We start from the raw sequence: 20,676 nt of genomic DNA, 5'->3' as shown, positions 1-20,676 counted from the left end.
CTATGATGGAGCACCTAAGCGGGAGGGTGAGGATGACTGCGAAATTGCCATTCGAAGCACTGTCGGTCGAGACATTGGCGGCACGCCTCGGCGCCAACGAGGCCCTGTGTTCGCATATCGGCAAGGATACGGCCCGTTGGAGGGTCCGCGAGGTCGGCGACGGCAATCTGAACCTGGTCTTTATCGTCGAGGGCGCCACGGGTGCTGCCGTCGTCAAGCAGGCCCTGCCCTATGTCCGCTTGGTCGGTGACAGCTGGCCGCTGCCGTTGAAGCGCTCCTTCTTCGAATATCATGCGCTGACACGACAACAGGCGAGAGCGCCCGGTTCGGTGCCGGCGATCCATCACTTCGACGAAGGCCAGGCGCTGATCATCATGGAATATCTGTCGCCGCACATCATCCTGCGGCGCGCGCTGATCGAAGGCCGGCAGTTGCCGAAGATCGCCAGAGACATCGGCCTGTTCATGGCCCGCACCCTGTTTCGCGGCTCCGACCTGCATATGGCGGCCAAGGACCGCAAAGCCGATCTGGCGCTGTTCGCCGACAATGTCGAGCTTTGCGACATCACCGAGAACCTGGTTTTCTCGGACCCCTATTTCGATGCCAAGATGAACCGGCATACGAGCCCACAGCTCGACCGCATCGTCGCCGAGCTGCGCGCCGACCGCGACCTCAAGGTCGAGGCGCAGCGGCTGAAGCACATCTTCGCGGCCAATGCAGAGACGCTGCTGCATGGCGACCTGCATTCCGGGTCGATCATGGTCACTGACACCGAAACGCGGATGATCGATCCCGAATTCGCCTTTTACGGCCCGATCGCGTTCGATGTCGGCATGCTGCTTGCCAATTTCTGGATGGCGTTCTTCTCGCAGCGCGGCCACGAGCAAAATGGAAAGCGCGACACCATGCGCGTCTATCTGCTCGACGTCACGGTCGAGACATGGTCGGTGTTCCGCACCGAGTTCTCGCATCTGTGGCGGACCGAGCGCACGGGCATGCTCTACCAGAAGAGCCTCTTCGAGGATCAGGGCGATAGGCTCGGCGCTGAACAGGCGCTCGACCACATGCTGCATCAGGTCTGGACCGACATGCTGGGCTTTGCCGGCGTCGAGGTGCACCGGCGCATTCTGGGCCTCGCGCACAACGCCGATTTCGAGACCATTGCCGACGAGGATCTGCGCGCCACATGTGAGGCGAAGGCGCTGAAGTTCGGCCGTCACATCGCCGTCAACCGGCGCCAGATTCACAGCATCGATGAGGTCAACAAATTGGCCGCGCTGATCGAACGGGAGAACAGGATTTGAACGTCGGCGACCGCCACTATCGCACCATCTGGCTGAGCGACGACGGGCGTTCGGTGGAGATCATCGACCAGCGCTGGCTGCCGCATGATTTCCGCATGGAGAAAGTCAGCACCGTTGCCGGCATCGCCACCGCGATCCGCGACATGTGGGTGCGCGGCGCACCGCTGATCGGCGTCACCGCTGCCTATGGCGTCGCCATTCAGATGGCCGACGACCCTTCGGATGCAGCACTCGACGGCGTTTGGGAGGTCTTGCACGAAACGCGCCCGACGGCGATCAATCTGCGCTGGGCGCTCGACGAGATGCGCAATTTCCTGCGGCCGCTTCCATCTGGGCAACGCGCCGAGGCTGCTTACCGGCGCGCAGGCGAAATCGCCGACGAGGATGTCAGCCTCAACCGCGCCATCGGCGCCAATGGGCTTGAAATAATCAAGGAAATCGTGGCGCGCAAGCAGCCGGGCGAGCCGGTCAACATCCTGACCCACTGCAATGCCGGCTGGCTGGCCACCGTCGACTACGGCACCGCCACGGCGCCGATTTATTTGGCAACGGAAGCGGGCATTCCCGTTCACGTCTATGTCGACGAAACGCGCCCACGCAACCAAGGCGCCCAGCTGACAGCATGGGAAATGGCCGGCCACGGCGTGCCGCACACGCTGATCGTCGACAATGCCGGCGGGCATCTGATGCAGCGCGGCGAGATCGACATGGTCATCGTCGGCACCGACCGCACCACCGCCGACGGCGATGTCTGCAACAAGATCGGCACCTATTTGAAGGCGCTGGCCGCGGCGGATAACGACGTGCCGTTCTACGTCGCGCTGCCCTCGCCGACCATCGACTGGACGGTGGGTGACGGGCTGGCCGAAATCCCGATCGAGCAGCGCTCCAGCGACGAGGTCTCGCTGGTCTGGGGCAAGACCGCGAGTGGCGAGATTGCGCAGGTCCGCATCTCGCCGGAGACGACGCCCGCGGCAAACCCGGCCTTCGACGTGACGCCGGCGCGACTGGTCACCGGATTGATCACGGAACGCGGTGTCGCCAAGGCCTCGCGCGAAGGCTTGAAGGCAATGTTTCCCGGACGCTGATTCGGCTTCATTGACTTTCGAAAGCGGCATCAGCGGATAAGCGAGGCCAGCTGCCCATATCCGTGGCAGGGGCGCTGCTTGGGTGCATCCAGAGTAGCTCATTTTCTGACAGCCGGCATTTTGACGGCGGACGATTCTGCCTGACATCCTGATACTCGCCTCGCCGGCAGCCGGCTAAGGCGAGGCGATCGTCCATCGATGCGATAACAACCAAAGGCACTGACGAAGGGGCCGGCCGAAACTGGCCGCATCCGATTCCTATCCGGTTGCCAAAATATGGTAGGGTGATTATACCAGCTACTAAGATGACGATCGGCAGGGCCATCGTTGGAGATCAGGAGTACGGCTAGATGACAACGATTGCGCTGTTTGGCGCCGGCGGCAAAATGGGTTACCGCCTGTCGACCAATTTTCGCGGCTCTCCCTATACGATACGCCATGTCGAGGTCAGCGATGCCGGCTGCGAGCGACTAAAGACGGGGCTGGGCATCGACGCGGTCAGCGCCGATGAAGCCCTTGATAGCGCCGAGGTGGTGATCCTGGCGGTTCCCGACACCCATATCGGCAAGGTCGCGGCCAGCATCGAGAGCAAGCTTGCTGCTGGCACGATGGTGGTCGTGCTGGACGCCGCGGCACCTTTCGCCGGCCATTTGCCGAAGCGGCCGGATCTGACCTATTTCGTCACCCATCCCTGCCATCCGCCGATTTTCAACGACGAGACCGACATGGCGGCCAAGAAAGACTATTTCGGCGGCGTCAAGGCCAAGCAGCATATGGTCAGCGCGCTGATGCAGGGCCCCGAGGAAGATTTCGCCAAGGGTGAAGCGATCGCTAAGATCATCTGGGCCCCGGTGATGCGGTCGCATCGCGTCACAGTCGACCAGATGGCGCTGCTCGAGCCGGGCCTTTCGGAGACTGTCTGCGCCTCGCTGCTCGTCGTCATGAAGGAAGCCGTCGACGAGGTCGTCGCGCGCGGCGTCGACCAGCAGGCGGCGCTCGACTTCCTGCTTGGCCACATGAACGTGCTCGGCGCCGTCATCTTCGGTGAAACCAAGGGCGTGTTCTCCGACGCCTGCAACAAGGCCATCGAGTTCGGCAAGCCGGTCTTGATGCGCGACGACTGGAAGCGGGTCTTCGAGCCGGAAGAGATTGCGGCAAGCATTCAGCGGATTACCTGAGATGACCTTTTCCTTCTCCCGAGGGGAGAAGGAAAGTCGCGGGCGTGCCGACACATGTCATCTGAATTAGTGATTGACTCATTATACCAGTTGGCTTAGCTGTATGGTGGCTAGGACATTCAGGCTTCGAAGCAAATTCGGGCCGGGGTGGAGGATGGCTGGGGAGCGACGTTCCGTTGAGATGAACCGGCAAACGGCTTTGAACCCAGTCTATCCGCGCCCGAGCCATCTAAATGAATTGCATGCAGACAGCAGCCTTGGGTTGATCAAGGCATAGTTTTTCAAAACGGGAGGAAATCATGAAACTCACTCGCAGAATGACGCTTGCGGCTTTTGCTGGCATGCTGGCGCTCGGCACGGCCGCACCCGCTTATGCGGCGGATCTCATTGCCATTATCACGCCTTCGCACGACAATCCGTTCTTCAAGGCCGAAGCCGTCGGCGCTGAAGCCAAGGCCAAGGAACTCGGTTACGAAGCGCTGGTGCTCGTCCATGACGACGACGCCAACAAGCAGTCCGAGCTGATCGACACGGCGATCGGCCGCGGCGCCAAGGCGATTATCCTCGACAATGCCGGCGCCGACGCCACCGTCGCCGCCGTGCAGAAAGCCAAGGACGCCGGCGTTCCGTCCTTCCTGATCGACCGCGAGATCAACGCCACCGGGGTCGCCGTCGCGCAGATCGTCTCGAACAACTACCAGGGCGCCCAGCTCGGCGCGCAGGAGTTCGTCAAGCTGATGGGCGAGAAGGGCAATTTCGTCGAGCTGGTCGGCAAGGAATCCGACACCAATGCCGGCATCCGCTCCAAGGGCTATCACGACGTCATCGACGACTATCCGGATCTCAAGATGGTGGCGCAGCAGTCGGCCAACTGGAGCCAGACCGAGGCCTATTCCAAGATGGAATCGATCCTCCAGGCCAATCCTGACATCAAAGGCGTGATCTCCGGCAACGACACGATGGCGATGGGCGCCTATGCCGCGCTCGCTGCCGCCGGACGCAAAGACGTCATCGTCGTCGGCTTCGACGGATCGAACGACGTTCGCGACTCGATCGCCTCAGGCGGCATCAAGGCCACAGTCCTGCAGCCGGCCTATGCGCAGGCGCAGATGGCAGTCGAGCAGGCCAACGACTTCATCAAGAACAAGAAGTCTCCGGCCGAGGAAAAGCAGCTGATGGACTGCGTCCTGATCAATGGCGACAATGCCGCCAAGCTGGAAACCTTCGCGCTGACCAACTGAGCCGGCGTGATATCAATCGCAAGGGACGAGCTTCCGGCTCGTCCCTTGCTTCCATTTCCTGGGTGCCCCTGACCGCCATGCCGAACAAGCCGACATGTTGAACAAGCAGACTTGGCCGATCCTTGCCGCGATACTCGGCATCAGCCTGACCGCCTGCAAAATCCTGCCGACACCGTCCGGGGAAAACGGCGGCAACGCCCCTGCCTTCAATGCGGACAAGATGGTCGGTGATATCTGGGCTGCCAAGGTCGTGCCCTATCTCCAGCAGAAGGCCGGATCGTTTCCCGAGGTTCACGCCCTGGCGAAAGCCGATCCAGCGGCTGCCGGCGCCAAATACGGCAATCCAAAGAAGCAGGCGAATTCGCCGTGGACCTTCGCGGTTCGTCTTGAAGGCAAGGTGGTCGCCGCAAACACGCAATCGCGCGCGGCGACCATGGACGTTGATGCCGACGGCGACGGCAAGGCCGATGCACGGGTGCAGATCGGACCCGCGATGCGTGGCACCGCGCTGCGCGACAGTCTCGATTTCATCCAGTTCAACGATTTCACCAACCAGATCGACTTCGCCCAGTTCGGCAAGGCGTTTAACATCCATGCCGACAAGACAGTGCTTTCCAAGCTGCCGCGCGAAGCGCTGGAAGGCCGGAGCGTTAGGATTGTCGGCGCCTATGTCATGGGCAGCGGCCAGGACCTGCCGCTGGTGACGCCGGCGGAGGCAGAGATCGGGCCGAAGCCATGAATGCCGCCATCGATCATGATGTCATCCTGAAGCTGGAAGACGTCTCGAAGGTCTATTCGGGCACCGTCGCGGTCAAGCGCGCGAATTTTGAGGTGCGCAAGGGCGCGGTCAACGTGCTGGTCGGCGAGAACGGCGCCGGCAAATCGACGCTGATGAAGATCATCGCCGGCGTCGAACAGCCGACGCTCGGCCGCATACTCCTGGAGGGCGAGGAGGTTTTCTTCTCGTCATCCGGCGACGCGGTGAACCGCGGCATCGGCATGGTGTTCCAGGAGCTTAACCTGTTCGGCAACCTGACGGTCGCCGAAAACATTTTCGCCACCCGCGAGATCACCAACCGGTTCCGCAAGATCGACAGCAGAGAACAGGAGCGCCGCGCGGCGGAATTCCTCGAGCGCCTGGAAGCCGGCATCCGGCCCGACATGCTGGTCGAGGACCTGCGCATCGGCCAGCAGCAGCTGGTCGAGATCGCCAAGGCGGTTTCGCTTGATGCGCGCATCCTGATCATGGACGAACCGACCTCGGCACTGAGTGCGGCGGAAGTCGAAATCCTGTTCAAAGTGATTGCCGACCTCAAGGCGCGCGGCGTGGCGATCGTCTACATCTCGCACCGGCTCGAGGAACTGATCCGCATCGGCGACTACATCACCGTGCTGCGCGATGGACGGATCACCGGCCAAGAGAAGATGAAAAATGTCGACACGCGATGGATCGTGCGGCAGATGATCGGCTCGGACGCCAAGGACTTCGCCAAGGCCGACGGCCATGTTCCGGGCGAAGAGATCTTCCGCGCCGAGGACATCTGCCTGCCACGCGTGACCGGCGGGCTTGCGGTCGATCATGTCTCGCTGTCGCTGCGCACCGGCGAGATCCTCGGCATCTATGGCCTGATGGGCGCCGGGCGCAGCGAGCTGTTCGACTGCATCATGGGTCGCCACGGCCATGCCACCGGGGCGATCTTCATTGCCGGCAAGAAAGTGAAAGAACGTGATACGACGCGCCGCATCCGGCGCGGACTGGCGCTGATCCCCGAGGACCGCCAGCGCGAAGGGCTGGTGTCGATACTCTCCGTCGCCAGCAACCTGACGCTGGCCAGCCTGTCGCGGTTTGTGCGCCTGTTCCATATCAGCGGCGCCAAGGAAAACCAGGCGGTGACGCAGATGGTGCGGGAGCTGGCGATCAAGGTCGCCAATCCGGCGCAAGAGGTCTCGTCGCTGTCGGGCGGCAATCAGCAGAAGGTGGTGATCGGCAAGGCGCTGCTCACCGGACCGAAGGTGCTGCTGATGGACGAGCCGAGCCGCGGCATCGACGTTGGCGCCAAGGCCGACGTCTTTCGCACCATGCGCAAACTGTCCCGCGACGGACTGGGCATACTGTTCGCCACCTCCGATCTCGACGAGGTGATGGCGCTGTCCGACCGGATCGCGGTGATGAGCAATGGAAAACTGACCGGCATGTTCGATCGCGCCGAGGCGACGGAGGCGGCACTCGTCGCCGCATCGGCGCTTGGCCACGGACCGGTCCCGCACACGGAGAACACCGCCCATGACTGACATCCCGGCCAAGGCGGCTGTTGCCTCCGCCTCGAACGGCTCCGTCCTGCTGACGCTGATGAAGGCGAGGACGTTCATCGCGCTGATCGCCGTCCTGATCTTCTTCTCGATCGCGGCACCGAATTTCCTGTCGGCCGCCAACCTGATCCTGATGTCGAAACACGTGGCGCTGAACGCGTTCCTGGCCATGGGCATGACCTTCGTCATCATCACCGGAGGCATCGACCTGTCGGTCGGCTCGATCGTCGGTCTTTGCGGCATGGTCGCCGGCTATCTCGTGCTCAACGGCATCGACCTGCAGGTCGGCTACACGATCTATTTCAACGTCTTCGAGATCGCGCTGATCACGCTGGCGGTCGGCATATTGATCGGCGCCGTCAATGGATTGCTGATCACCAGGCTGAACGTCGCGCCGTTCATCGCCACGCTCGGCGTGCTCTATGTCGCGCGCGGCCTGGCGCTGCTGTCGTCCGACGGCCGCACCTTCCCGAACCTTGTCGGCAAGCCCGATCTGGGCACGACGGGCTTCGGCTTCCTCGGCGCCGGCCGGCTGCTCGGCCTGCCGGTCTCGATATGGATTCTTGTCGTCGTAGCACTTGGGGCGGCCTATCTCGCCAAATACACCCCGCTCGGCCGCCACATCTTCGCCGTCGGCGGCAACGAGCGGGCGGCGCGGATTTCGGGCGTCCGGGTCAACATGGTGAAGATGTTCGTCTACATGTTCTCCGGTTTCTGCGCGGCGATCGTCGGCCTGATCATCTCGTCCGAACTGATGGCCTCGCACCCGGCGACCGGCGAAAGTTTCGAGCTCAACGCCATCGCAGCGGCGGTGCTCGGCGGCACCTCGATGTCGGGTGGCCGCGGCACGATCGGCGGCACCATCGTCGGCGCCTTCGTCATCGGCATCCTCTCCGACGGACTGGTCATGATGGGCGTAAGCTCGTTCTGGCAGATGGTCATCAAGGGTCTCGTCATCATCGTCGCCGTCGTCGTCGACCAGGCGCAGCGCCGGCTGCAACAGCGCGTTACACTGATGCAGATGGCAAAGGCGGGCTGAGCATGGCGGAGCTGCGGGGAGCCCTGATCGGCTGCGGCTTCTTCGCCGTCAACCAGATGCACGCCTGGCGCGACATCGCCGGTGCGTCGATCATCGCCATTTGCGACCGCGATCCGGAGCGGCTCAAGGTCGTCGGCGACCAGTTCGGCATCACGCGGCGCTACACCGACGCGGCGGCACTTTTTGCCGGCGAAAGCCTCGATTTCGTCGATATTGCCACCACCGCGCCGAGCCACCGTCCGCTTGTCGAGATGGCTGCGCGGCACCGCGTTCCGGCAATCTGCCAAAAACCGTTCGCGCCGACGCTTGCCGACGCCAAGGCCATGGTGAAGGCCTGCACTGACGCCGGCGTGCCGTTGATGGTGCATGAAAATTTTCGCTGGCAATCACCGATCCAGGCGGTGCGTGCTGCGCTAGACAGCGGTGAAATCGGCACACCCTTCTTCGGACGGATCTCGTTCCGCTCGGCCTATGACGTGTTTTCCGGCCAGCCATATCTGGCAACGGGAAAGCGCTTCATCATCGAGGACCTCGGCATCCACAGTCTCGACATTGCCCGCTTTCTGCTGGGCGACGTTTTGACGATCACGACACGCACCGCTCGCATTAATCCTGAGATCGCCGGCGAGGACGTCGCTACCATGCTGATGGACCACAAGAGCGGCGCAACGTCTGTGGTCGATTGCAGCTATGCGACCAAGCTCGTGACCGAGCCGTTTCCGCAGACGCTGGTCGAGATCGACGGCAGCGACGGCACGATCCGGCTTGAGCAGAATTACCGGCTTACCGTCACCGGCAGGAACGGAACGGTGGTAAGCGACGTCTCGCCGCCGCTGCTGCCCTGGGCATCGCGGCCGTGGCACAACATACAGGAAAGCGTCGTCGCCATTCAAAAGCACTGGGTCGACTGCCTGGCGAACAAAACCGAGCCGGCAACCTCGGGCGCCGACAACCTCAAGACTTTCGCGCTGGTCGAGGCTGCCTATGCGGGTGCTGCGAGCCGTGAACCGGTGCAGCTCGACGCTTTGCTGAGATGACCGCCGACGCCTTCCTCCTCTATGGCACGCGCGCGGTCGAGGCCGACCCTGTCAGGCTGCGCGCCGGCGCGCTCACCGCCGACTTCGCCAACGGCAATCTACGGACCATCCGCCATGGCGGCATCGAAGTGCTGCGTGCCATCGCCTATATCGTCAGGGATCGCGACTGGGGCACCTACGAGCCGGCGCTCACGGATTTAGTCATCGACCAGGGCTCCGATACTTTCACTGTCAGCTATTCGGCAAGCTGTGTCGGACCGGAGGGAAGCCGGCTCGACTTTCGCGCGACGATCGAAGGTTCCGCCGACGGCCAGCTGGTTTTCGACGTGAGCGCGCTTCCCGAAAGCGATTTCGAGACCAATCGCTGCGGCTTCTGCATCCTGCATCCGATCGCCGGCCTGGCCGGCAGCCAGGTCACGGTCGAGCACACCGACGGCAGCATGGTGGAAACAAAGCTTCCCGACCTGATCGACCCTTGGCAGCCTTTCAAGGATTTGCGGGCGATCACCCATGAGGTCCGGCCCGGCGTCACCGCCGAATGCCGGATGGAAGGCGACGTGTTCGAGATGGAGGACCAGCGCAACTGGTCGGATGCGTCCTACAAGACCTATGTCCGGCCGCTCGCGCTGCCATGGCCCTACATACTGCCTGCCGGCGAGATGCTGCGCCAGACGGTCAGCCTGCGTGTGTCCGGCGACGGGAAAGTGCCGGCTGCCGCCGCAACCGCCGAGCCAATCCGCGTCGAGCTCGGCGAAGCCGGACCGGCGCTGCCGGATATCGGCGTGATCATCTACCCGGACGAGGGCGAGACGGCGCTTGCAAACCTGCCGACACTGTCCGCGCTCGGCCCGCAACAGTTGATGTTCCATTATGATCCGACGCGCGGCCACGGCCTCGACGCCTTGCAGTCCTATGCCCGGCTCGCCGCCGCCTATCCGGCCAAGACGACGCTCGAATGCGTCGTTTCCTGCGTCGGCGATCTCGACGCGGAGCTTTCAGGCGTCGCCGGCATGGTCCGCCAGGCCGGGCTGAAGCTTTCGGCCATAGCCGTTTCGCCTTCGGTCGACCGGCAGTCGACGCCGCCGGGCAGCGCATGGCCTGAATGCCCGCCGCTCGAAGACATCTATTCTGCCGCCCGCCGCGCCTTTCCCGATATCCGCCTCGGTGGCGGCATGTTCAGCTATTTCACTGAGTTGAACCGTAAGCGCGTCCCGGCCGGCCAGCTCGATTTCGTCACCCATTGCACCTGCCCGATCGTGCACGCCGCCGACGATCTCAGCGTCATGCAATCGTTGGAGGCGCTGCCTTTCATCACCGCCTCGACGCGGGCGATCTTCGGGCCAACACCCTACCGGATCGGCCCGTCGACCATCGCCATGCGGCAGAAACCCTATGGCGGCGCGACCAAGGCCAATCTGCAAGGTCAGCGCATCGCCATGGCCGACCGCGATCCACGCCATGCAGGCCAGTTCGCGGCAGCATGGACGATCGGCTACGCCGCGCGTGTCGCGCCGGCCGGGCTGGAGATGCTCACGCTTTGCAGCTTCACCGGACCATTTGGCGTGCTGGCGGCATCCGGGGAACCTGTCGGCGAAGATGAACCCCGGCCGATCTTCCAGTCCGTGCAGGGGCTTTGCCAACTGGCCGGCTTCAGGCACGTAGCGGCGAGGACGAGCGATGAGACGCGGGTGCTCACGCTGGCAGCCCGTTCTGCCTCGGGCAAGACCGTCATGTGGCTAGCGAACCTGACGGCGAGCGAAGTGACGGTCGATATTTCCGGGTTCGAACGACGCCACCTTGTGATGACGCCTTACGCGATCACTCGGATCGGGTGAAATCAGTTGCCGGAATTCATCACATAGAGCGCGCGCGAGCGCTCGAGGTGCTTGATCATCGCCTTCTCGGCGCCGTCCGCATCCTTCTGCTCGATGCGCCCGATGATCTCTTCATGCTCGGTCAGCGTGAACTTTTCCTTGCCGGTCCAGATCAGCATTTCGGTATGATATTCCTTCAGCCAGCCCAGCATCGCTTCGCTGACCGCAACATAGATCGGGTTGCCGGATATTGCCGCGATCTGGGTATGAAACTTCATGTCGGCCGATATGAAGGCCTCGGAATCGCCGCGAAAGCTCCGCTGTTCGGCAACGGTTGCCCGCAACCGCTGAACGTCCTCGGCAGTGGCTTTTTCTGCGGCTTCCCTGACCATGCCGCGCTCGAAGAAGATGCGCGCGTTCTTGAGGTGCTCCAGCGTGTCCTTCGACGACGACAGGATGATCTTGGCCGCGCCGTCGACCTGTTTGATGATCGACTTGGCGGTCAGCTGAAGCACTTTCGCCCGCTCGCCATGCGAGATCGCCACGAGACCCATATTGCTCAACGCCTGCATCGCTTCGCGGATCGCTGGCCTGCCGACCTCGAAGCGCTCCATCAGCTCACGCTCCGACGGCATGTCATCGCCCGGCAGCAATTCGCCGCTGGTGATCAAGCGCTTCAGTCTCAAAAATACTTCGTCGGAAAGCTTGCGCCGGACGATCGGCTCCGAACGGTTCATCGTCGCGAATCACTCCTTTGACCGGTGTCTGTTTAGCATTGTCGCCACGATTCCCGGAATGTCTGCCCAAGCGGATATCGCTTGCAATACTTATGTACTCATTATACCAGATTTCGAAGATCAGGGAACTTTTTTCGAACTATGATCACCCTCACCTATCGCATCGAGACCTCGGCTAGCATCGAGGCGCTGGCGGCCAAGATCGCCAGCGACCAGTCGACCGGAACCTTCGTCGCGCTGGCCGGCGAGACCGAAGAGCTCAAGGCGCGGGTAGCGGCGCGCGTCCTGGCGATACGGCCTCTGCCGGACGGCGATCGCCCGTCCCTTCCCGAGGCCAGCGACGGACCCTTCAAGCGCGCCGATGTCGACATCGCGTTTCCGCTCGACGCCATCGGCACCGACCTTTCGGCGCTGATGACCATCGCCATCGGCGGCGCCTTTTCGATCAAGGGCCTGTCCGGCATTCGCGTCGTCGACATGAAGCTGCCGGAGGAATACCGGGCAGCGCATCCAGGTCCGCAGTTCGGCGTCGCCGGCAGCCGCCAACTGACCGGCGTTGAGCACCGCCCGATCATCGGGACGATCGTCAAGCCTGCGCTGGGGCTTCGGCCGCACGAGACGGCGGAGATGGTCGGTGAGCTGATCGCCGCCGGCGTCGACTTCATCAAGGACGACGAGAAGCTGATGAGCCCGGCCTATTCGCCTTTGTCGGAACGGGTCAAGGCAATCATGCCGCTCGTCCTCGACCACGAGCAGAAGACCGGCAAGAAGGTCATGTATGCTTTCGGCATCTCGCATGCCGACCCTGACGAGATGATGCGAAACCACGATCTGGTGGCGAAGGCCGGCGGCAATTGCGCAGTGGTCAACATCAATTCCGTCGGCTTCGGCGGCATGGCCTTCCTCAGAAAGCGCTCCAGCCTGGTGCTGCACGCTCACCGCAACGGCTGGGACATCCTCACCCGGCACCCGGGCCTCGGCATGGATTTCAAGGTCTGGCAGCAGTTCTGGCGGCTGCTCGGCGTCGATCAGTTCCAGATCAACGGCATCGCCTCGAAATATTGGGAGCCGGACTGGTCATTCGTCGAATCCTTCAAGGCGGTGACCACGCCGATCTTTTCGGCTGATGATTGCGCACTGCCGGTCGCCGGCTCCGGCCAATGGGGCGGACAGGCCCCGGAAACCTTCGAGCGAACCGGCCGAACGGTCGATCTCCTTTACCTCTGCGGCGGCGGCATCGTCAGCCATCCGGACGGGCCAGGCGCCGGCGTCCGCGCCGTGCAGCAAGCCTGGCAGGCGGCGGTCGAGGGCATTCCGCTGGCGGAGTTCGCCCTGACCCATCCGGAACTGGCGCGGTCGATCGAAAAGTTCGGCGATGGCAAAGCGGCCTGAGCAAAGCGACGCCATGCAAAACCTGCTTCTCAGCTATTATGGCGACGACCTCACCGGCTCGACCGACGTCATGGAGGCGCTCGAGCTCGGCGGCGTGGCGACCGTGCTGTTCATGCGCCAGCCGGACGAGGCGCTGCTTTTGCAGTTCAGGCATTGCCGTGCCATCGGCCTCGCCGGCACCAGCCGTAGCGAGACACCACAATGGATGGACACGCATCTCAAGCACGCCTTCACCTGGCTGAAGACCCTGAACGCCGAGATCTGCCACTACAAGGTCTGCTCGACTTTCGATTCCAGCCCGACGATCGGCAGCATCGGCCGCGCCATCGAGATCGGCCGCTCGGTGTTCAGCCAAGACAGCGTGCCGCTGGTGGTTGGCGCGCCGCAGCTCAAGCGCTACACCGCCTTCGGCCATCTGTTTGCGGCCTACCGCGACAAATATTTCCGTATCGACCGCCATCCCGTGATGAGCCGCCACCCGACCACACCGATGGATGAGTCCGACCTGCTGATCCATCTGTCGCGCCAGACGGACCTCACCTCGGGGCTGGTCGACCTGGCGACGCTGCAGTCGGCATCGCGCTCGGCAGCGTTCGATCGCTTGCTCGCCGACGGCATCAACATCGTGCTTTTGGATGTCGATAGCCTGGAAACTCAGGCGCTTGCCGGCAAGGAGATATGGCGCGTTCGCAGGCCTGGCGGCACTTTCGTCGTCGGCTCTTCGGGCATCGAATATGCGCTGCTGGCTGAATGGGCGTCTGACGGGATTGTCCGTGCCGAGCCCGGCTTTTCGCCCCCGGGTGCGGCCGACCGGATCGCGGTGGTCTCGGGCAGTTGCTCGCCGACAACGGAGCGGCAGATACGGCATGCTTTGACGGACGGTTTCGACGGGATCGAGGTGGATCCCGTCGAGCTGGTTTCTGAGGCGTCCAGCGACGCGATTGCGCGCGCGGTCTTCACCGGACGCGCCAGCCTGGAAGCCGGGCGCAGCGTCGTCCTCTACACGGCGCTTGGACCAGCAGCCGACCGGGGCGCTGAAATCGACCGGCAGAAAGGCGCCCGCCACAAGCTTGGTCGCGGCCTCGGCGAACTTCTTCGCGAGCTGACGATCGAGCAGAAATTGCAGCGCGTGGTCATTGCCGGCGGCGACACGTCGAGCCACGCACTCGGCCAGATGGGCGTCGATGCGCTGACGGTGCGGATGCCGCTGCCCGCCTCGCCGGGCTCGCCGCTTTGCGTCGCCCACTCGCGCGTCAAGGCAATCGAAGGACTGGAGGTCGCTCTCAAGGGCGGGCAGGTCGGAACCGATCGCTATTTCTGCGCCATCCGCGATGGGCTCGGCGGTTGACAGAAGGCGCGCTGGATTTGACCGATCTCACGACTTCTTGAACACTGCCCGGTTACCAACGCGCGATGCCTGTCCCACATAAACCGCCGTATGCGTAGCGGCGGGGCGGCGCACAACGCTCAATCCGGGGCTGGCCACGGCTCCGCGAGTGAACCAGCGGGATGCCGCGATGTCATTCAGACCGTTGCTTGGTGACGGACGGGTTCGGAGCCAGGAAGAGACGTCGGAGCCCCTGCAAACCGCGTCATGGGGTAGCTCCTCGATCGTTTTCGACAATCGGCGATGGGCGTGCCGGGAGGCGGAGCTCCGCTGGACAGCCCCTCATCATCTGATCGTGCTGACCGAAGAAGGCGGAACGTCCCACACATCTATCCGGCACGAGGCAAGATCCCTCTACGACGGGATGGACCGGCCCGGAGCCCTCACCTTCGTCCCCGCAGGCGCGGAGCGGCTCGGCTTCTATCGCGATGTAAACCTCTCCTACTCAGCCTTGTGGATCGATCCCGATATCGGGCTTCCCGGATGCGAACGCCTGAGAGACCTGCCGATCCTGGTGAACAAGAAAGACGTAGTCGTCGCCACGCTTCTGAGTTCGCTTCGCGACGAGATGGCACTCGGCCACAAGCCGGACTCTGCCTATGTCGAGCATCTGGTCGCCCTCGTCAGCCTCCGCGTGGCCAACCTGAACCGGGAGCAACACCCGCCTATACGTCACGGCTGTCTCAGCCGTCGGGCGCTTGGTCGAGTTCGGGCTTATATCGATGCACATATGAACTCCGACATTTCGCTAAGCGAGCTGGCAGCCGTCGCGGGAATGGCCGTCGACAGTTTTGCGCGCCGATTCAAAGCGACGACCGGCCTTGCGCCCTATGCCTATGTGATCGAGGAACGCGTGCGGCGAGCCGAGATGCTGCTGCGCGAAACGGGTTTGTCGATCGGTACCATTGCCTTTCGCCTCGGCTTTTCAAGCCAGAGCCACTTCACCACGACCTTCCGGCGCCTCAGGGGCATGACGCCTCGGGTCTATCGGGTGAATTCTTCTCCGGAATTCTGACATTGCCGCCGATTTCTTGAAAGAAAGCCGCCGCGCGCATCCCCAGCTCCAGTGTCGACGGGTGACAGAACTGCGACTGGAGATCATGCATGGCCAAAACAGACAACAGGAGCGGGCCGACGCGTCGAACGGTGCTGGAGGGCGGGGTGGCGACCGGCGTGCTCCTGGCTACCGGTATACCGGTCGACGCAGAGCCGGCCGACACCGTCACGGCGGCCGCCTCTCCGACTCCGGTACCGACGATGCCGATGTCCCTACGGATCAACGCTAGGGATCTTGCCGTCGAGCTCGACCCGCGGACGACGCTGCTCGATGCGCTGCGCAACCATCTCGGCCTCACCGGCTCGAAGAAAGGCTGCGACCACGGCCAGTGCGGCGCATGCACGGTGCTCGTCGATGGGCGCCGGATCAATTCCTGCCTGACGCTTGCCGCAATGCATGAGGGCGACGAGATCACCACGGTCGAGGGCCTTGCCGAGGGTGACCGGCTGCATCCGGTGCAGGCCGCCTTCGTCGCCCGCGATGGTTTCCAGTGCGGCTACTGCACGTCGGGCCAGATCTGCTCCGCTGTCGGCATGCTGGGCGAGGCCAAGGCCGGCTGGCCGAGCCATGCGAGCGCCGACGTAGCGGCGGCTTCCGTCGCTCTCACCGATGCCGAGATCCGCGAGCGGATGAGCGGCAACATCTGCCGTTGTGCCGCTTATCCGAACATTGTCGCTGCAATCCGCGACGCGGCAGAGGAGGCGTGAGCAATGCAATCCTTCACTTATGAACGTGCGGCAAGTGCCGAGCAGGCAGCCGCCGCGGTTGCGGCCCGACCGGACGCCAAGTTCATCAGCGGCGGCACCAACCTGCTCGACCTGATGAAGCTCGAGATCGAGCGCCCAGCGCATCTCGTCGACATCAGCCGGCTGCCGCTCGATCGGATCGAGGAGACGGCGGAAGGCGGACTTCGGGTCGGCGCCCAGGTCCGCAACAGCGATCTCGCCGCCGATCCGCGGGTGAGATCACGCTACCCGATGCTCACGCAAGCGCTGCTGGCGGGAGCGTCCGGCCAGATACGCAACAAGGCCTCGACCAGCGGCAATCTCCTGCAGCGCACGCGCTGCCCTTATTTCTACGACCGCAACATGCCTTGCAACAAGCGCGAGCAGGGCTCAGGCTGCGCGGCGCTTCAGGGCTTCAACCGTATGCATGCCGTGCTCGGCGCGAGCGAAGCCTGCATCGCGGTGCATTCCTCGGATATGGCGGTCGCCATGTCCGGGCTCGACGCCAGGATCGAGACCATATCGCCCGGCGGCGAGACCCGCACGATCCCGATCGGTGATTTCCATCGATTGCCCGAGGCGACGCCCCATGTCGAGACCGTGCTCGGCCACGGCGAGATGATCGCCGCGGTCACCCTGCCGTCCCCGCCGCCCGGCCGACAGGTTTACCGCAAGGTGCGCGACCGTGCCTCCTACGCCTTCGCGCTGGTGTCGGTGGCGGCAATCGTCGAGATGAGCGGCGATCGTATCCGAAGCGCGCGAATCGCCATGGGCGGCGTGGCCGCGAAGCCCTGGCGCGCGACGGAGGCGGAGCGGACGCTCGCAGGAGCGGCGGCGTCCGACGGCGCCTTTACCGACGCAGCCGAAGCCGCGCTCGCCGGAGCCGTCGGGCATGGCGGTAATGATTTCAAGATCCCGCTGGCGAAACGGACGATGCGGCACACGCTCGCTGCTGCCGCCGAGAGTGCGTGAGGTGACACGATGACAGAGACGAAGACCAGCGAGAACCGTCCTTCCGAACCACGCAATGGCGTCATCGGGCGCCCGATCGACCGCATCGACGGTCCGCTCAAGGTGACGGGCGATGCCACCTACGCCTACGAGAATGCGCTGGATGGTACAGCCTATGGCTATATTCTCGGCGCCGCCGTCGCCAAGGGGCGCATCGCCGAGATCGACACGGCCGAAGCCGAACGGGCGCCGGCAGTGCTGCTCGTCATGACGCACCGGAATGCGCCGGCCCAGCCGGATTTCGGCCCGGCGGTCACGCCGACCGTGCCGGAGGTCTTCACACGCGCCCGGCCCGCGCTCAACAGCGAGCAGGTGCGATATTACGACGAGCCCGTCGCGCTTGTTGTCGCGGAGACGTTCGAGGCGGCCCGCGCTGCTGCGGGCCTCATCAAAGTGCGCTACGACGAGGCGCCGGGTGTCTACGATTTGCCGGGACATAAGGCCGACGCCTACGCACCAAAACGAACGAATGCCGGCTTCGAGACCGACAGCGTGATCGGCGACTTCGAGAGCGCCTTTGCTGCGGCTCCGGTCAAGATCGATGCTACTTATCGGACCCCCTTCGAACATCACAATCCGATGGAGCCCCATGCGACGCTCGCCGCCTGGTCAGGCAACGAGCTGACGATCCATACATCGGCGCAGACTTTAGCGAACTTCCGGGCTGGAGTCGCCAGCACGCTTCGCATCCCGCCCGAGCGTGTGCGCATCGTGAGCCCCTTCATCGGCGGAGGCTTCGGCTCCAAGCTGATTGCCCATGCCGATACGATCCTGGCCGCGCTTGCAGCGCAGGTTCTGCAGCGCCCGGTGAAGATCGCGCTGACGCGACAACAGATGTTCGCCAATGCCGGTCACCGCGCAGAGATGATCCAACAGGTGCGTCTCGGCGCGGACACCGACGGGCGGCTCACCGGGATCGCGCACGATGTCTGGTCCGCAACGTCCAGCTTCGAGGAGTACTGCGAGCAAACGGCAGTTTTTGCCCGCTCGCTCTATGCGGCGCCGAACCGGGTCACCCGTCATCGCCTGGTTCCGCTGGATATCAACCGCGGCGAATGGATGCGCTCGCCCGGCGAAGCGCCCGGCATGCTGGCTTTCGAATGCGCCATGGATGAGCTCGCCGAGCGGCTCGGCCTGGACCCGATCGAACTCAGAATCCGCAACGAGCCGGCACAGGATCCCGAGCGCGGCGTGCCGTTCTCCACCCGCAATCTCGTCGCCTGCATGGAGGAAGGCGCCCGCCGTTTCGGTTGGCAGCGGAGAGACCCGACACCGGGCCGCACCCGAGAGGGCCGAAAGCTCATCGGATACGGCATGGCGGCGGCGATCCGTCCGAACTACATCGGCGCGGCGACGGCGCGGGTTGCGATCGACCGGGACGGTCGGGTGACGGCACGGCTCGACATGACCGATATTGGGACCGGCAGCTATACAATCCTGACCCAGATCGCGGCGGAGAGCCTCGGCCTGCCGATCTCGTCCATCAAAGTGGAGCTTGGCGACAGCCGCTTCCCACGTACCGCTGGCTCCGGCGGTTCCTGGGGCGCCGCAAGCGCGGGTTCGGCGCTGCATAACGCCTGCAACGCTCTCAAGGAACGCATCCTGGAGGCGGCGCAGGCGAGCGAAGCCTCGCCGTTGCGCGGCGCGAATGCCACCGAGGCAAGTTTTGCCGACAGCGAGGTCAGGGTCGGCCAGCGGTCGGCAAGCCTGGCCGACCTCATCGGGAGGATCGCTCCCGACGGGTTTGAGGCCGAAGGTTCCGTGGCCGCGGGCGCTGCCACCGGGTCGTACAAGGCTTACTCGCAGCATTCCTATGGAGCGCATTTCGCCGAGGTCGCTGTCGATTGCGATACCGGTGAGATCCGCATGCGCCGGATGCTGGCTGTGATGGGCGCGGGCCGTATCCTCAACGCCAAGACCGCGCGCTCGCAAATCATCGGCGGCATGACCTGGGGGATCGGTGCAGCGCTGATGGAGCAGACGGTGCTTGACCCGCGCTACGGCCACTTCGTCAATCACGATCTTGCCGAGTATCATGTCCCGATCAACGGCGACGTCCCCGAGATGGAGGTCGTCTTCCTCGAGGAACATGACGACAAGGCCAATCCACTTGGCGCGAAGGGTCTCGGCGAGCTCGGCGTCTGCGGTGCGGGGGCTGCTGTCGCCAACGCCATTTACAACGCGGCCGGCGTGCGAGTGCGTGAATTTCCCATCACCTTGGACAAGGTGCTGCCTGCCTTGCCCGTGATCGCCATTTGACGCTGCAGGTTGCCCTCCTCCTTGCCCTCAAGTGACCAGGTCGGAACGCAGGGCTATCGCAGGTGGAAGGCCGAGGCTTTCGCTCTACGATGTACCCCCACCCCTAACCCCTCCCCACAAGGGGGAGGGAGACTTCCGTTGGCGCTGACCTCGGCAAATTATCTGCCTTTCGGCGCTAACGGGAAAGTACAGGTGCGCGGCAGCGTTCCCTCCCCCTTGTGGTCCCCTTGTGGGGAGGGTTAGGGTGGGGGTCCATCTTCGCAAGAATCCAAATGCGATTGCCCTGGAACGGATCGCTATTTCTGCGCCATCCGCGACGACGTCTGTGGTTGACAGCGCTGTCCGCCCCTTCCATACAAACATCGTCAATGTTCTCAGGGCGGGGTGAAAGTCCCCACCGGCGGTAAGGGTTTCGGCCCAAGCCCGCGAGCGCTTTCCGGTTAGCCGGAGAGGTCAGCAGATCCGGTGTGATTCCGGAGCCGACGGTCACAGTCCGGATGGAAGAGAACGAACGGAAGACGGTCCGCGTTCGCGGTTCGGATTCCGTATCGTGCGTCCTGATTCTGGTTCGAAAACGGAAGGATGGACCCATGAATCAGCATTTCCCAAAAGACTACGAAACTGTCCGTGTTGCTGTCATTCGCGCGCGCTGGCACGCCGACATCGTCGACCAGTGCGTCGAGGCGTTCCAGGCCGAACTTGCGGTCCTTGGAGAGAAACGCTTTGCCGTAGATGTCTTCGATGTGCCGGGCGCCTATGAGATTCCCCTGCATGCAAAGACCTTGGCCCAGACCGGCCGCTATGCAGCGATCCTCGGCGCGGCATTTGTCGTCAACGGCGGCATCTACCGGCATGAATTCGTGGCGGGCGCGGTCATCGACGGCATGATGAATGTGCAATTGTCCACTGGCGTGCCGGTGCTTTCGGCGGTGCTCACCCCGCACAACTACCATGACAGTGCGGAGCATCACCGCTTCTTCTTCGAGCACTTCCAGGTCAAGGGCAAAGAGGCGGCCAATGCCTGCGTGCAGATCCTGGCCGCGCGCGAACGCATCGCCGCGTGAAATGTCCGTCCAAGGGTGGAAATCCCGGTAACA

The 20,676-nt window shown here is 63.6% G+C and carries 17 protein-coding genes and 1 riboswitch; of the genes, 16 read left to right on the top strand and 1 reads right to left on the bottom strand.

Annotated features, from left to right (window positions below; all coding sequences use genetic code 11):
- Nucleotides 1–32: 32 nt before the first annotated feature.
- The 9 genes from mtnK (at nucleotide 33) to apnL (ending at nucleotide 11,032) form a co-directional block, all read left to right on the top strand.
- Nucleotides 33–1,304, top strand: a complete 1,272-nt coding sequence (mtnK, locus tag RPG13_RS12540; protein ID WP_337125141.1) for an S-methyl-5-thioribose kinase — start codon at nucleotides 33–35, stop codon at nucleotides 1,302–1,304.
- Complete coding sequence (mtnA, locus tag RPG13_RS12535) at nucleotides 1,301–2,392, top strand: S-methyl-5-thioribose-1-phosphate isomerase (RefSeq protein WP_337125140.1); 1,092 nt, start codon at nucleotides 1,301–1,303, stop codon at nucleotides 2,390–2,392. Before mtnK ends, mtnA begins: the two co-directional genes overlap by 4 nt.
- A gap of 350 nt (nucleotides 2,393–2,742) precedes the next feature.
- On the top strand, nucleotides 2,743–3,570 hold the full coding sequence (locus RPG13_RS12530; RefSeq protein ID WP_126103378.1) for a phosphogluconate dehydrogenase C-terminal domain-containing protein: 828 nt from the start codon (nucleotides 2,743–2,745) through the stop codon (nucleotides 3,568–3,570).
- 299 nt (nucleotides 3,571–3,869) lie between these two features.
- On the top strand, nucleotides 3,870–4,811 hold the full coding sequence (locus RPG13_RS12525; protein WP_095483864.1) for a D-ribose ABC transporter substrate-binding protein: 942 nt from the start codon (nucleotides 3,870–3,872) through the stop codon (nucleotides 4,809–4,811).
- 94 nt (nucleotides 4,812–4,905) lie between these two features.
- Nucleotides 4,906–5,550: a DUF2291 family protein gene (locus tag RPG13_RS12520; protein ID WP_337125139.1), complete on the top strand. Its 645-nt coding sequence runs from the start codon at nucleotides 4,906–4,908 to the stop codon at nucleotides 5,548–5,550.
- A complete protein-coding gene (locus RPG13_RS12515; RefSeq protein WP_095483862.1) occupies nucleotides 5,547–7,103 on the top strand; it encodes a sugar ABC transporter ATP-binding protein in 1,557 nt (518 codons plus the stop codon). Before RPG13_RS12520 ends, RPG13_RS12515 begins: the two co-directional genes overlap by 4 nt.
- Nucleotides 7,096–8,160: an ABC transporter permease gene (locus RPG13_RS12510; protein WP_127205350.1), complete on the top strand. Its 1,065-nt coding sequence runs from the start codon at nucleotides 7,096–7,098 to the stop codon at nucleotides 8,158–8,160. Before RPG13_RS12515 ends, RPG13_RS12510 begins: the two co-directional genes overlap by 8 nt.
- Nucleotides 8,161–8,162: 2 nt before the next feature.
- Nucleotides 8,163–9,197 (top strand): Gfo/Idh/MocA family protein, encoded by a 1,035-nt coding sequence (locus RPG13_RS12505; protein ID WP_095483860.1) that lies wholly within the window; start codon nucleotides 8,163–8,165, stop codon nucleotides 9,195–9,197.
- Nucleotides 9,194–11,032 carry a D-apionate lactonase gene (gene apnL, locus RPG13_RS12500; protein WP_337125138.1) on the top strand — a complete coding sequence of 613 codons (1,839 nt, stop codon included), beginning with the start codon at nucleotides 9,194–9,196 and terminating at the stop codon, nucleotides 11,030–11,032. Before RPG13_RS12505 ends, apnL begins: the two co-directional genes overlap by 4 nt.
- Nucleotides 11,033–11,034: 2 nt before the next feature.
- Here apnL and RPG13_RS12495 read toward each other — a convergent pair whose 3' ends face one another.
- Nucleotides 11,035–11,748 carry a transcriptional regulator NanR gene (locus RPG13_RS12495; protein WP_095483858.1) on the bottom strand — a complete coding sequence of 238 codons (714 nt, stop codon included), beginning with the start codon at nucleotides 11,746–11,748 and terminating at the stop codon, nucleotides 11,035–11,037.
- 141 nt (nucleotides 11,749–11,889) lie between these two features.
- Here RPG13_RS12495 and oiaX point away from each other — a divergent pair, with 141 nt between their 5' ends.
- The 7 genes from oiaX (at nucleotide 11,890) to RPG13_RS12460 (ending at nucleotide 20,643) form a co-directional block, all read left to right on the top strand.
- Nucleotides 11,890–13,140: a 3-oxo-isoapionate-4-phosphate decarboxylase OiaX gene (oiaX, locus tag RPG13_RS12490; RefSeq protein WP_292651100.1), complete on the top strand. Its 1,251-nt coding sequence runs from the start codon at nucleotides 11,890–11,892 to the stop codon at nucleotides 13,138–13,140.
- Between the two features lie 13 nt (nucleotides 13,141–13,153).
- Complete coding sequence (locus RPG13_RS12485; RefSeq protein ID WP_337125137.1) at nucleotides 13,154–14,488, top strand: four-carbon acid sugar kinase family protein; 1,335 nt, start codon at nucleotides 13,154–13,156, stop codon at nucleotides 14,486–14,488.
- 169 nt (nucleotides 14,489–14,657) lie between these two features.
- Nucleotides 14,658–15,542, top strand: a complete 885-nt coding sequence (locus tag RPG13_RS12480) for a helix-turn-helix domain-containing protein (protein WP_126103386.1) — start codon at nucleotides 14,658–14,660, stop codon at nucleotides 15,540–15,542.
- Nucleotides 15,543–15,631: 89 nt separating this feature from the next.
- Nucleotides 15,632–16,291 carry a 2Fe-2S iron-sulfur cluster-binding protein gene (locus RPG13_RS12475; protein WP_337125136.1) on the top strand — a complete coding sequence of 220 codons (660 nt, stop codon included), beginning with the start codon at nucleotides 15,632–15,634 and terminating at the stop codon, nucleotides 16,289–16,291.
- Between the two features lie 3 nt (nucleotides 16,292–16,294).
- A complete protein-coding gene (locus RPG13_RS12470; RefSeq protein WP_337125135.1) occupies nucleotides 16,295–17,281 on the top strand; it encodes an FAD binding domain-containing protein in 987 nt (328 codons plus the stop codon).
- A 9-nt stretch (nucleotides 17,282–17,290) separates the two neighbouring features.
- A complete protein-coding gene (locus RPG13_RS12465; protein WP_337125134.1) occupies nucleotides 17,291–19,579 on the top strand; it encodes a xanthine dehydrogenase family protein molybdopterin-binding subunit in 2,289 nt (762 codons plus the stop codon).
- A gap of 366 nt (nucleotides 19,580–19,945) precedes the next feature.
- A riboswitch (FMN riboswitch) is annotated at nucleotides 19,946–20,092 on the top strand.
- Between the two features lie 77 nt (nucleotides 20,093–20,169).
- Nucleotides 20,170–20,643, top strand: a complete 474-nt coding sequence (locus RPG13_RS12460) for a 6,7-dimethyl-8-ribityllumazine synthase (RefSeq protein WP_337125133.1) — start codon at nucleotides 20,170–20,172, stop codon at nucleotides 20,641–20,643.
- Nucleotides 20,644–20,676 lie beyond the last annotated feature (33 nt).

Source organism: Mesorhizobium sp. ISC15, assembly GCF_037162615.1.
In the GTDB taxonomy this organism is placed as follows: Bacteria; Pseudomonadota; Alphaproteobacteria; order Rhizobiales; family Rhizobiaceae; genus Mesorhizobium; species Mesorhizobium mediterraneum.
This window is presented reverse-complemented; position numbering and strand designations above follow the sequence as displayed.

Excerpts from the sequence above, each read along its gene's own strand:
- RPG13_RS12510 (WP_127205350.1), top strand. The coding sequence starts at position 7,096 with ATGACTGACATCCCGGCCAAGGCGGCTGTTGCCTCCGCCTCGAACGGC.
- RPG13_RS12470 (WP_337125135.1), top strand. The coding sequence starts at position 16,295 with ATGCAATCCTTCACTTATGAACGTGCGGCAAGTGCCGAGCAGGCAGCC.
- RPG13_RS12530 (WP_126103378.1), top strand. The coding sequence starts at position 2,743 with ATGACAACGATTGCGCTGTTTGGCGCCGGCGGCAAAATGGGTTACCGC.
- RPG13_RS12520 (WP_337125139.1), top strand. The coding sequence starts at position 4,906 with ATGTTGAACAAGCAGACTTGGCCGATCCTTGCCGCGATACTCGGCATC.
- RPG13_RS12515 (WP_095483862.1), top strand. The coding sequence starts at position 5,547 with ATGAATGCCGCCATCGATCATGATGTCATCCTGAAGCTGGAAGACGTC.
- oiaX (WP_292651100.1), top strand. The coding sequence starts at position 11,890 with ATGATCACCCTCACCTATCGCATCGAGACCTCGGCTAGCATCGAGGCG.
- RPG13_RS12480 (WP_126103386.1), top strand. The coding sequence starts at position 14,658 with ATGTCATTCAGACCGTTGCTTGGTGACGGACGGGTTCGGAGCCAGGAA.
- RPG13_RS12465 (WP_337125134.1), top strand. The coding sequence starts at position 17,291 with ATGACAGAGACGAAGACCAGCGAGAACCGTCCTTCCGAACCACGCAAT.
- RPG13_RS12475 (WP_337125136.1), top strand. The coding sequence starts at position 15,632 with ATGGCCAAAACAGACAACAGGAGCGGGCCGACGCGTCGAACGGTGCTG.
- RPG13_RS12460 (WP_337125133.1), top strand. The coding sequence starts at position 20,170 with ATGAATCAGCATTTCCCAAAAGACTACGAAACTGTCCGTGTTGCTGTC.
- RPG13_RS12525 (WP_095483864.1), top strand. The coding sequence starts at position 3,870 with ATGAAACTCACTCGCAGAATGACGCTTGCGGCTTTTGCTGGCATGCTG.
- mtnK (WP_337125141.1), top strand. The coding sequence starts at position 33 with ATGACTGCGAAATTGCCATTCGAAGCACTGTCGGTCGAGACATTGGCG.
- RPG13_RS12495 (WP_095483858.1), bottom strand. The coding sequence starts at position 11,748 with ATGAACCGTTCGGAGCCGATCGTCCGGCGCAAGCTTTCCGACGAAGTA.
- RPG13_RS12505 (WP_095483860.1), top strand. The coding sequence starts at position 8,163 with ATGGCGGAGCTGCGGGGAGCCCTGATCGGCTGCGGCTTCTTCGCCGTC.
- RPG13_RS12485 (WP_337125137.1), top strand. The coding sequence starts at position 13,154 with ATGCAAAACCTGCTTCTCAGCTATTATGGCGACGACCTCACCGGCTCG.
- apnL (WP_337125138.1), top strand. The coding sequence starts at position 9,194 with ATGACCGCCGACGCCTTCCTCCTCTATGGCACGCGCGCGGTCGAGGCC.